The 11,191-nt window shown below is 56.1% G+C and carries 10 protein-coding genes; 2 read left to right on the top strand and 8 right to left on the bottom strand.

Annotation, left to right across the window (positions count from 1 at the left end; translation table 11 throughout):
* The first annotated feature begins 99 nt into the window (after positions 1 to 99).
* Positions 100 to 747, top strand: coding sequence for a hypothetical protein (locus tag Q1K23_RS02825; RefSeq protein ID WP_300362116.1), 648 nt, complete (start codon positions 100 to 102; stop codon positions 745 to 747).
* On the opposite strand, the gene Q1K23_RS02820 is transcribed toward Q1K23_RS02825, so the two are convergent.
* The 3 genes from Q1K23_RS02820 to mog form a co-directional block, all read right to left on the bottom strand.
* On the bottom strand, positions 725 to 997 hold the full coding sequence (locus Q1K23_RS02820) for a gamma-glutamylcyclotransferase (RefSeq protein WP_300362114.1): 273 nt from the start codon (positions 995 to 997) through the stop codon (positions 725 to 727). The genes Q1K23_RS02825 and Q1K23_RS02820 overlap by 23 nt on opposite strands.
* Entirely contained in the window at positions 994 to 3,786 is a 2,793-nt protein-coding gene (locus tag Q1K23_RS02815) for an SUV3 C-terminal domain-containing protein (protein ID WP_300362111.1), read from the bottom strand. Before Q1K23_RS02815 ends, Q1K23_RS02820 begins: the two co-directional genes overlap by 4 nt.
* 69 nt (positions 3,787 to 3,855) lie before the next feature.
* Positions 3,856 to 4,389 (bottom strand): molybdopterin adenylyltransferase, encoded by a 534-nt coding sequence (gene mog / locus Q1K23_RS02810; protein ID WP_300362108.1) that lies wholly within the window; start codon positions 4,387 to 4,389, stop codon positions 3,856 to 3,858.
* 129 nt (positions 4,390 to 4,518) lie between these two features.
* On the opposite strand from mog, the gene Q1K23_RS02805 reads away from it, so the two are divergent.
* The gene (locus tag Q1K23_RS02805) at positions 4,519 to 5,019 is read left to right on the top strand and encodes an FHA domain-containing protein (RefSeq protein WP_300362105.1); all 501 of its coding nucleotides are present in this window, start codon (positions 4,519 to 4,521) and stop codon (positions 5,017 to 5,019) included.
* On the opposite strand, the gene bioV is transcribed toward Q1K23_RS02805, so the two are convergent.
* The 5 genes from bioV to aroB are packed head-to-tail and all read right to left on the bottom strand — an operon-like array spanning position 4,991 to position 11,112.
* Positions 4,991 to 5,509 (bottom strand): pimelyl-ACP methyl ester esterase BioV, encoded by a 519-nt coding sequence (bioV, locus tag Q1K23_RS02800; protein WP_300362102.1) that lies wholly within the window; start codon positions 5,507 to 5,509, stop codon positions 4,991 to 4,993. The two genes, Q1K23_RS02805 and bioV, sit on opposite strands and share 29 nt — an antisense overlap.
* Entirely contained in the window at positions 5,496 to 7,145 is a 1,650-nt protein-coding gene (locus tag Q1K23_RS02795; RefSeq protein WP_300362100.1) for an AAA family ATPase, read from the bottom strand. Before Q1K23_RS02795 ends, bioV begins: the two co-directional genes overlap by 14 nt.
* Positions 7,132 to 8,379: a tRNA (N(6)-L-threonylcarbamoyladenosine(37)-C(2))-methylthiotransferase MtaB gene (gene mtaB, locus Q1K23_RS02790; RefSeq protein ID WP_300362098.1), complete on the bottom strand. Its 1,248-nt coding sequence runs from the start codon at positions 8,377 to 8,379 to the stop codon at positions 7,132 to 7,134. Before mtaB ends, Q1K23_RS02795 begins: the two co-directional genes overlap by 14 nt.
* Complete coding sequence (locus tag Q1K23_RS02785) at positions 8,376 to 10,058, bottom strand: mechanosensitive ion channel domain-containing protein (RefSeq protein ID WP_300362096.1); 1,683 nt, start codon at positions 10,056 to 10,058, stop codon at positions 8,376 to 8,378. The genes mtaB and Q1K23_RS02785 overlap by 4 nt, the downstream gene beginning before the upstream one ends.
* Position 10,059: 1 nt before the next feature.
* Complete coding sequence (gene aroB / locus Q1K23_RS02780) at positions 10,060 to 11,112, bottom strand: 3-dehydroquinate synthase (protein WP_300362094.1); 1,053 nt, start codon at positions 11,110 to 11,112, stop codon at positions 10,060 to 10,062.
* Positions 11,113 to 11,191 lie beyond the last annotated feature (79 nt).

Here is an 11,191-nt window from a genome sequence, read left to right as displayed (position 1 = left end):
AATAAGTGAAAAGTTAAAAACGAAAAGTTAAAAGTTTTGGAAAGGTCGCTACGCGGCTTTTTTCATTACAATGGGAGGAAAAAAAAGCGAGGACTTTTCGTGAAATTCAAAAACCTGATGAAAGAGCATGTCGAGATCGACAAAAAGGCGTTTCTCAACGCCATAAACGCCCAAAAACCGATGGCCCTCACGGCGGAGGGGGAAATCCTTTTCGGCACACCCGATGAGCTGCCGGCACAGCCCTACGTTTTCGTGGGCACGCCGAAATCTCTGGTCGGCACCGCCCTGACGCCACCGACCCCCCTGGCCAAAATCCTCGGAGACAACTACGAAGTGAAAGACGAAGGGGAGAGAGTCTCCATCTACGCGGGCCGGGCCTGGCAGGAGATGCTGGCAGCCAACGCACCCTTCGCCGCCTACCAGGACACGACGGCCGACGGTATCGCCGAATTCGCCGACAAGGGGCTCGAGGATCTGATCTGGTACAGTTGCGAATTTGGCATCAACTACAGAGAAGTGGCGGAATATCTGGAAAAGAGTGTCGAAGGCACCGTTTTGTGTGTAGAGAACGAACGCCCCTACAGCTTCAACGGATCGGCTTTCATCGACGATATCGAAGAGGCCCGCGTCAAGGCACGCCGATTCATTACCGAGACGCTGAAAGAACGGATCGAAAAAGGCGAGATCGATCCCACGGACCTCTCATCCGAAGAGGAGGAGGCCCTCAGATTTTTCGGACTCCTCTGAAACGGGCGTAATCTCCCGTTTCTATGATCCGCCCTTCACGAACCGGCGGCAGATAGAGATAGACCCAAGCCTCGATTCGTTCACCATCCCAGGTAACGGCCTCTTTCACCATTTCGGCGGTATTCGCTCCCTTCGTACCGGTCCAGCACCGCAAAAAAAGCCGTCGGGAATCCGTGATGCGGCAGAGTTCTCCTCTCACCTCCCCGGCACCCTCTTTCAATCCCGGATGGGCACCGAGGTAGATATTCACTGTTTCGCATGCCGCCGGATCTGCCGTCCTCCTCTGAAACACTCCTGGCATATGCCGAAGCGGAAGTTGGGCGGCAGCGGTTTGCCGCACCGTTTGCAGGCTCTGGCGAAGACCCCCTTGCGCAGGGAGCGTTCGATGAAACCGTTGAGGATCTCTCTGGCTTCCAGTGCCTTTTCGGTATCGACGAAAGCGTCGGGGAAGCGGTAGGAGAGCCACAGGTAGAGAGAGACCTCCTTGACCATCTCCTCGGCCTCGAAGAGCATGTCCGACGTCTGGGCCACGGCCGGCAGATCCCGGGGCATCTGGAAGGGGATCGGTTCACTCCGCTCCAGCGCGATCAGATAGCGGTGGAAGACGCTCTCCAGATAGGGCGATCCCAGGCTCAGCGGCGCACAGGCCAGATGGTATTTGCTTTTTAGATCGAGTCTGTAGAGATCGACCATCTTGGCGATTTCGAGCATGTTCTCGATATTGGCGGCGACGAAGGGGCCGTCGAACTGCATATGTTTGACGAAAAAGCCGAGTATCTCCGAAAGGCTTTCGGTTTCGATGATTTTGGAGACCAGCTCGATATGCTCGAAGTTGGCCATGACCCGGTAGGGGCCCCTGATGGGCGGTGCCGGTTCGTCGATCAGCTCCGTCACCGTCTGGAGCACCGGACCGGTGAGCGCCCCCACGAAACCCTCCTCGTGAAGGCCGTAGCGCCCCGCCCTGCCCGCGATCTGACGGATCTCCGAAGGGGTCAGCAGGCGTCTGCTCTGGCCGTCGAACTTGGAATCCCTGGCGAAGAGAATCGTCTTGATCGGCAGATTGAGTCCCATGGCGATGGCGTCGGTGGCCACCAGTATCTGCGACTCCCCTTCCCTGAAGCGGCGCGCCTCCTCCCTGCGCACTTCGGGACTGAGATTGCCGTATACCACCGAAACGTCGTAGCGGCCCGAGAGCTGCTCCCTCAGAGCCAGCACGTCCCGCCTGGAAAAGGCGACGATCGCCGAGGAGGGTTCGAGCCTTTTGAGGGATGTGGGCTGATGGTTGAGGATCAGCGGGGCCTTGCGCTCGAAACGCACCACCTCCAGCTCCTCGTCCAGCCACTCCGCCAGCTCCTTCACCGCTTCGAGGGCATCTTCGCTGCCGGTCATGATCACCGTTTTGGCGGGGATGCCGATGATGGCGTTGGCCCAGGCCCAGCCCCTGTCGGGATCGGCGATCATCTGGACCTCGTCGATGACGCAGACATCCACGTCGATCTGGAAATTGGCCATCTCGATCGTCGAACTGACATGGGCCGCCTCCTCGTCGACGATCTGCTCCTCCCCCGTCACCAGCGTAGCGGGAATCCCCGCCTGCTTGAGGGTTTCGTACCCCTCCAGCGCCAGCAGTCTCAACGGCGCCAGGTAGTATCCTGTATCGGCGGCTTTGAGACGCTCCATCGCGGCGTAGGTCTTTCCGCTGTTGGTGGGCCCCACGTGAAAGACGAGCTTTCTGCCGAGCTCCCGCGCCAGGGGAAAGAGGTTTTTGAAATCCCGGATCGTACGTGCCAGCAGCTCTTCCCGCTGCTTTTTGAGCCTGAGTCCCTCGATCTGACGGGCGAAATGACGGTTGATCGTTTTGAGCGTCTTGTAGGGGATTTCCAGGATCTCCTTGCGGGAGATCGCGTCGATCACCGCATGGGCGATGATCGTCTCGATCTCCTCTCTTTTGAGGTCGAGCCCTTCGGCCTCCGTGACGAGCGCGTCTCTGAGCGCCGCCAGCTCCGCATCGAACTGCGTCTCCACCTCGATCCGCCTGCTTTCGAAATCCTCGTCGATGGGCAGTGGCGCGTTCTCCCAGATCGACTGGTAGAGCCATCTCTTTTCGACCTCCAGAACCAGCCGGTAGCTCACACGCCACTCCTCCCGGCCGAAGAGAGATTTTTCGTTTCTTCTATAGAGCCGGATCGTCTCCGAAAGGAACTCGGCATCGGCGATCTCGTACATTTCAAAAAGTATGCGCCGCAGATACTCTTCCGGCACCGGCGCAAACAGAAAATCGCACGTTTCGGGCATCCGTTTGATACTCTGGAGGATCTGCTCCCTGTTTAGATAGCGGTTCGGTCTCGAGGCCTTTTCCAGAAAGAGGGCGATCTCCCGCTCCTTCTTCCCGACCGCCTCATCCTTGCACGCCTGCAGACGCGCGTCGAGTTCGGATTCGGCGAGGTGCATGATCTCCTCGTCGTCGAACGGGGTGCAGGAGACCTGGACGATCTTGTGGAACTTCTCTTCGAAGATCTCGAAAGGAAAGGAGTGGAAAAAGACGAAACGGCCGCTCTCGTCGAAAGCCCCGTCGAATTTCTCCTCCAGTTTCGAACGCTTCTGCGCGTTGCGCATCTTCAGCAGCGCTTTGGCGATCCGTTTGGGGGTGATCTTCTTGAGGCGTACCTCTTCGAACTGCTCCCTGATCGCCACCTCTTCCGCGGGCGTGTGTTCGATTTGGGACAGGATTTCGTCGATCTTCGCCAGTCTCTCTTCGTTGCCGGTCACCGTTTTGTCGGATTTGAAGGTGGTGTCCAGAGATTTGAGATACTCCGTGATCAGCGCCCTGTCCGCCGTATCGCCGTTGGACCACAGACGCCGGAAGGCGCGCACGAGATCGGCTTTCGTCAGATGCTGCTCTTTGAGCGAAAGAATCATCGCCATCTCGATCAGGTTGTCCAGCGGCACGCGGGTGATCCCTTCGTCGAATCCCTCTCCGCCGAAAATCTTCCGGATGGTCTGGTTGTATTTGATCAGTTTTTTCTTTTTCTTGGCCATGATGATGTACGGGTAGTGAATTGCGGGCAGAGGATGGTGTGGTTCATCCCGCTCCCTGTTCTGCTATCCCTATTTGCCTTTCGGCCGAAAGGCTTTGATGACGCTCTCGTCGGTGACCATATAGCGGCCGCCGATCAGATCGACGCAGTAGGGAACCGCCGGAAAGACGGCATCGAGACACTCTCTGATCGATTTGGGTTTGCCGGGCAGATTGATGATCAGGCTCTTGTGGCAGATACCCGCCGTCTGGCGGCTGAGTATCGCCGTCGGCACGTACTGCAGGCTCACCTGCCGCATCAGCTCTCCGAATCCCGGCATCATCTTCTGGCAGACCGCTTCGGTCGCTTCCGGTGTCACGTCACGGGGTGCGGGACCCGTCCCGCCGGTGGTGACGATCAGATCGCACTCTTCATCGTAGGCCAGTTCCCTGAGAGCCTCTTCGATTCTGGCCTGTTCGTCCGGAATACAGCGATAGAGAAACTCGATCTCGTTGCGCAGATACTCTTTGAGCGTATCCATGATGGCGACACCCGAAATATCGTCGTAGATACCCGCACTCGCCCGATCGCTCGCCGTTACGACACCCACTTTTATCCTATCCATTGACTATCCTCTTTTTTATCTATTTTACCAAAATCGGCACGGGTCGTCGGCCCCGTTTCACTCTTTTTGCCCTATATTGATCATAATATAAGTGATTCGTTGATAGAATCAAACAAAACGGAGTACAACATGCCGGAAAACATCGACAAAGAGAAGATCAAAAAGCAGTTTCTGCCCAAAGCCGTGCTGCTCGCTCAGACGGACGAAGCGGCGGCGGCCATACCGGTCAAAAACATGTTCGACGACATGATTCCGATATGGAAGTTTCCCTTTCGCATCGGGCGGGAGTCCCGTGTAGAGATAGACGAACACGGCCACATCGTCGTCAAAGAACGTTTCAAACACGGCATAAAAAGCGTTCCCACCAACGACATCTACCTGATCGATTTCGGCGAGAGACTGCAGATATCCAGAGACCATATGCAGATCGACGAAGAGGATGGACACTACTATCTGATCGACGACGGAAGCAAATGCGGAAGCGGCGTCAACGAAGCGCGGATCGGAGCCGACTCCCAACTCGAACGTATCGAGATAAAGGATGGCGACACGATCGTACTCGGTACCGAAAAATCTCCCTATCGCTACACTTTCATCGTTTTCAGCGGAGAAGATGCCCAAAGGGCTTGAAAAGATAGGAGGTGGTATGCCTCCTGAAAAAGTCGTGGGCCGCGGATGCGTCGACGATACGGTCGCGCCCTCCCAGAAAGGTCTCCACTTTCACACCTTTTTCGTCCAGCGTTTCAAAGAGAGTGTCGGGCCAGGGATAGTCGAGCAGACTCTCCAGATCCTCGAAGGATGAGGGCCCCAGAAAGGGTTTGAGATCCAAAGAGGAAGGGAAGGCCGCGTTTTTCAGAAACGTTTCGAGATAGGCTTCCGGATCTTTTCTGTAATGGATCTTCTGGGCCTTTTTGAAAGCTTTCGGACGACCGAGGAAATAGGCGGGCGAGAGAAGAAGAAGCCTGTCCACCCTCTTTCGGGTATGGCTTACATACTCCGCCGCTTTGATGGCCCCATAACTGAAACCTGCGACGACATAGGGGTTCTGACGCCACTCTCCCAGATACTCCTCGAAAAGCGCAGCTTCGTTCCGCAGCGAAAAGCCGCTAAAAAATGTCATGGAGAATCTCTTTGACATCCTCTTTCGTCACGATCTCCCGTCTGACGATCTCGTCGGCCAGGCTCAGAATCCCACGCTCCATCCGGCCGATGAAACCCTCCACATCGAGTCTGGCCTCTTCGAGGATCTTCTCCACATCCGTCGGATCGAAACCGAAACGATCCCCCATCCCGTAGTGTTCGACCATCTCCTGGGCCAGCAGCCTCGCCTCTTTGAGATCGTGGGCGGCGTTGGTGAAGTGTTCGTGGAAGTGGTGATGCATCATCGTATCGCCCGCTAGATAGACTTTGATACGGTTGAGCATCTCCGTTTTGGAGACGATCTCCTTTTCCGAATGTTGGAAATGGTCGCTCAAAAGACCGATCTTCGTAAAATGGACGTCGAGCCAGTAGGCGGCGACCGCCTTGGCGGCCTGATAGACCGCCTGGATTCGCTTCTCCTCGTCGCTGTAGGTAAGGATCTTCCGTTTTCCCAGCAGCACCTTGTCCTTGACGGCCTGGAAATCCTCGATCTCGATGATCTTCTTGCCGTTTTTCAGGGCGTGGATCGCCGCTTCGTTGACCAATGAGGAGAGAGCCGCACCGCTGAATCCCACCGTCATCTCCGCGATTTCGTCGAGATCGACGTAGTGGGGTTTGTTGGCCAGGTAGATCTTCAGGATCGACTTGCGCTCCTCCTTGTTGGGCAGCGAGACGAAAACCCTCCTGTCGAACCGTCCCGGCCGAAGCAGCGCGTCGTCGAGCATTTCGATCTTGTTGGTGGCGGCGATGACGATGATGCCGCTGCTGTCCTCGAAACCGTCCATCTCGGTAAGAAGCTGGTTGAGCGTCGCTTCCCGCTCGTCGTTGCGCATACCGCCCCGGGCCTTGCCCACCGCGTCGATCTCGTCGATGAAGACGATGGCCGGCGCCATCGCCTTGGCCCGCTTGAAGAGTTCCCGGACCCGTTTGGCTCCCATACCCACGTAGATCTGTACGAAAGATGCACCGCTTTGGTAGAAGAAAGGCACGCCCGCCTCTCCGGCGACGGCTTTGGCGATCAGTGTCTTTCCGACACCGGGAGGTCCCACGAGCAGAACGCCACGGGGCATGCGAATACCGAAATTGAGATATTTTTTCGGATGTTTTAGAAAATCGATGATCTCCTCCAGCTCCTCTTTCACATCGTCGATGCCGGCCACGTCGTTGAAGGTGATGTTGGAGATGATCGGCTGGATGTCGGCCGGTTTCTGCAGCTCGCTGGCCAGCTGGATCTGCTCGCTCAGCTGCTGCTCTTTCAGCTCCCTGTTCTTCTTCGCCCACCGGAGCAGATAGGCCACCAGAAGTGCCAGGATCAGTACCGTGAAGATATCGGCGAGGTAGGGGTTTGGCTCGACGATCTTCACGGCCGTGGCGTTGTAGACCTCTTTGAGATCGACGGCGTCCTTGGGTACCTTGTAGAGTGTGCCTCCGCTTCGGAAATAGAGATAGGGTCCTTCGATGACGGCGTCGGTCACGAGGGAGTTGCGGATCAGATTCTCGGCCGTCTGGGCATCGATCACCTTCGAGCGGTCACGGAAATAGGCCACCGCCAGGACCGCCACGACAAGCAGTGCAGAGACTGCGAGAATGATCCGGTTCTTTTTAGAAATTTCCACGGTTCATCTCCTCCCCCGCTTCGAAACTCTCCAGCCGGATCCATTCGCCTCTGAGATCGCGGTCGCTCGCAATGGCGACTTTGTTGAAGTACTGGTCCAGACCGATATATCGTCCCTCTTTCTCGCTCTCGACGAGAATATCCAGCGGCGCTTTCAGCCCGCGCCGAAACGCCAGGTTTTTCTTCTTGACGAGCGTGGTCAGCTCCCTGTGACGGGCTTTGGCGACATTGCCCGGGATCTGCGGTTTCATCACGGCGCTGGGCGTGCCGTCTCTTTTGGAGTAGGTGAAGGCGTGGATATGGGTAAGAGGCAGCTTCTCGATACGCCCGATCGCCTCTTCCCACGCCGCTTCGTCCTCGCCCGGATGGCCGACGATGAAGTCGGTTCCGATGGCGTAGCCGTGTCCTGCGATCTCTTCGAAAAGCTCCAGATCCTCGGGGTAACGGTTGCGCCGGTTCATGATCTTCAGCATTCTGTCGGAAGTGTGCTGCAGGGCGATGTGCAGATGCTTCGCCATCCAGGGTTCGTCCAGCAACTCCTTGAACTCTTCGGTGATCTGCACCGGTTCCAAAGAACCGATGCGTATGCGTCTGACCCCGCGTATGAGGCTCATGCGCCCAAGCAGTTTCGCGATGGAGCTTCCCCGGTCGATGCCGTAGCTTCCCACGTTGGTCCCCGTGAGGATGAACTCCCCGAATCCGTTGGCCGCCAGTCGGCGCACCTGTTCGAGGATCTGCTCTTCGTCGAGGCTTCTGGCGTTGCCACGTACATAGGGGATGATGCAGTAGCTGCACCGGAAACTGCACCCCTCCTGGATCTTGATGAAAGCGCGGGACTTGCCGACGAACTGCTCCACCACCGTCGTGTCGACATGCTTCAGATCGCCGATCTCGTAAAACCGCTCGTCGCTGCCGAGAAATTTCGTCACCCTCTCTTTTTCGCTGTGGCCGAAAACGCCGTGAACTTTGCCGGTTTCAAAAAGCGACTCCCCTTTCGTATGGGCACCGCATCCGGTCAGCAGTATGCGTCTGTCCCCGTAGAGACGGTGAACCTGGTTGATATATCCCCGCACCCCGCTGTCGGCACCGTTGGTGACGGTACAGGAGTTGACGACGATGATGTCGGCCTCCTCCTCGCTGGAGGCGAGTTTGTAGGAGCCGAGTCTCGACATCATCACCTGGGTGTCGAACTGGTTGGTACGGCAGCCGAACGTCTTGAAATAGACCTTTTTCATACGGGTTCACCGCCTTCGGACAGATCGGGCAGCGTCGGCTTTCCCTTGGCCCGGTCGAGATAGATGTGCTGTGAAGGATAGGCTATGACGATATCGTCCTCCTCTTTGATCAGATCGAGAATTTCCGCTGAAATGGTACTGCGCAGCGTCAGCGTCGCATAGGCGTTGGTCAGGTACCATACACTGATCCTTATACCATTTTCTTCGATAAAAGAGTAGACCCTGGGCTCGACGTTCGTGTTTTTCAGACTGTATTTCGCCCTCAGACGGTTGAGTTGCTTTCTCGTGATGTCGGTGTAGCCCTTGGCATACTTTTTCGCCGTCTCCTTGGCGATATGCTGCGCCTTTTTGTGGTTGGAGTTGAACGTGATCGTAAAATCGATACCATCCCAGACCGTCTTGAGCGTCGCATGGGAGTAGTTGGCGATCATGTTGGTGAAGATGAAGTTGTTGGGGATGAAGATGATCCGTCCGGCACGGCGATTGTGCATATAGGAAGTGAGCGTGATATCCTCCAGGATCGTGATACGGAAAAGCGAGATATCCAGGACGTCGCCCACATATCTCATCCCGTCCTTGTCCACCCGTATCCTGTCACCCGCGTGGATCGAGCCGCCCAGGACGATGACCAGCCAACCCAGAATGCTCATGAACCAGTCTTTCATCGCGATCGCGATACCCGCGGATGCGAAACCGAGAACCGTCACGAGATAGGAGACGTTTTCGATGTAAGCGAAGAGCAGGATCATCACGACGATGAAGACGAAAGAGAAGTTGATGATCTTGTTGGCCATATAGAAGCGTTCGTTGTCGGTGACCGTCCGTTTGACGAGCCACTTTATCAGAATGACCAGCAGCAGCAGTACGAGGATCGTGATGCCTATGCTTCCCGCCTTTTTCGCCTGCTCCTTGATCTGACCGGTGAGTCGCAGCTTGATCTCGTCCACCCGCTTCTTGTAGACGACCAGCGCCGTCTGATGGAGGCTCAGGGCATCCTGCGCCTCTTTCAGCTCTTTCCGTGTCTGGGCGAGCGCTTTCTTGACTTCCGCATCGTCGGGTCTGAGCTCCGCGAGCTCTTTGAGAATGCCCTCTTTCTGCTCCAGCATCCCCGTGAAGAGTTCGAGGTTGCGGATTTCGTGTTCGAAACGGGAGAGATGCTCGCCCAGCTGTTTGATGTAGGAGAAGGCGTTGACGATCGCCACCGGATTGGTCACGGTGGGGATTTCCGTGATCTTTTTGGGCCGGATGAGCGTTTTGAAGGGATTCTGGCGATAATCCTTGAGCAGATTCAGACGCTCCAGCAACTGGGCTTTGCTGTTTTCGAGCTCCCTGATTTTGGAGCGGTATCTCCTGGCGCCCGCTTTTTTGTACTTTGCGATCTTTCGGTCGAGATCCTTGATTTTCGATTCGATCTGGGTGTAGGTCAGATGGTTCGCGTAGATCTTCTGCCAGACGCTCTCCTCGTTGAGGCGGCGGTTGATCTGTGCCAGAGAGCTCTTGAGCTGCCGGATCTTCGCCTCTTTTCTTCTAGCCTCCTCCTCTTTCTTTTTCAGGGCGTCGATCTCTTTGAGCGATTTAGAGGCCTCCTGTACCGCCACAGGCACACTCTGTTTCGTACGATTCATCTCCCCATGGGAAACGAGTGCGACAAAAAGAAGCAGAAAGAGTTTCAACCGCACTTCAGCGATCCTTTTCGAAAGTTTCGAGGACTTCGATCACCTTCTCTTTCTCAGGATCGACGAGCATTCTGTAGTGGCCGATCCTTTCGGGAACGATGAAGGTGATCTTGTTGTCGTGGCTCTTTTTGTCCAGGAAGAACTGGTCGTAGAACTCTTCGGCCGAATCGATGGTGTATTCGGTGGGCAGGCCGTAACGTTCGAGGAGCTTTTTCACCCGCTCCGCCTCCTCTTCGCTGAAAAGTCCGTGGGCCATGGCCAGCGCGTTGGCCATGATCATCCCCAGGGCTACAGCCTCGCCGTGAAGATAGCTGCCGTAACCGCTGAAGTTTTCGATGACATGACCGAAAGTATGGCCGTAGTTGAGCACGGCGCGCACACCCTTCTCCTTCTCGTCCTCGTTGACCACTTTCGCCTTCAGCTCCACCGAGCGCCTGATCGCCTCTTTGAGATTGGCCTCGTCGTGCAGATCGTGGGTCTCGAGCCATTCGAAAAAGGCTTCGTCGAACATCACCGCCATCTTGACGATCTCCGCCACGCCTGCGGCGAACTCCCTGGCCGGCAGGGTCTTCAGCCAGTAGGTGTCGATATAGACGGCTCTGGGCTGATGGAAAGCCCCGACGAGATTCTTGCCGAAACGGTTGTTGATCCCGGTTTTTCCTCCCACACTGGCATCCACCTGCGACAGAAGCGTCGTGGGAATCTGGATAAAGTCGATGCCCCGCTGGAAAATACTCGCGGCAAATCCCGTCATGTCGCCGATCACGCCGCCGCCGAAGGCGATCAGCGTCGATTTTCTGTCGAGGCGATGGTTGAAGAGGTTTTCGAGGATCGACTCGATCGTCTCCATCGTCTTGTAGTATTCTCCGTCCGGAATCGTCACGACGTAGAGTTCCGCCGCTTTCACCCTTTCGAGCACCCGCTGCAGGTGCAGGCCGGAAATCTTCGGATTGGTGATGATCGCCGCTTTGCCTTCGAGGGTGATTTCGGGCAGTGAGTCGATCGTGATGTCGTAGTCTCTGCTTTGCTGTTCGGGGAGTTTAATGGATACTTTCATGAAAAAACCTGATAATTGATTTGAACCCAATCTCAAAAATCCCAATGGGCGGTAACGGAGACGATTTTGCTTCGTGAGC

The sequence above is a fragment of the Hydrogenimonas sp. genome, assembly GCF_029933015.1.
Taxonomy (GTDB): domain Bacteria; phylum Campylobacterota; class Campylobacteria; order Campylobacterales; family Hydrogenimonadaceae; genus Hydrogenimonas.
This window is presented reverse-complemented; position numbering and strand designations above follow the sequence as displayed.

Excerpts from the sequence above, each read along its gene's own strand:
- aroB (WP_300362094.1), bottom strand. The coding sequence starts at position 11,112 with ATGAAAGTATCCATTAAACTCCCCGAACAGCAAAGCAGAGACTACGAC.
- mtaB (WP_300362098.1), bottom strand. The coding sequence starts at position 8,379 with ATGAAAAAGGTCTATTTCAAGACGTTCGGCTGCCGTACCAACCAGTTC.
- Q1K23_RS02805 (WP_300362105.1), top strand. The coding sequence starts at position 4,519 with ATGCCGGAAAACATCGACAAAGAGAAGATCAAAAAGCAGTTTCTGCCC.
- mog (WP_300362108.1), bottom strand. The coding sequence starts at position 4,389 with ATGGATAGGATAAAAGTGGGTGTCGTAACGGCGAGCGATCGGGCGAGT.
- bioV (WP_300362102.1), bottom strand. The coding sequence starts at position 5,509 with ATGACATTTTTTAGCGGCTTTTCGCTGCGGAACGAAGCTGCGCTTTTC.
- Q1K23_RS02815 (WP_300362111.1), bottom strand. The coding sequence starts at position 3,786 with ATGGCCAAGAAAAAGAAAAAACTGATCAAATACAACCAGACCATCCGG.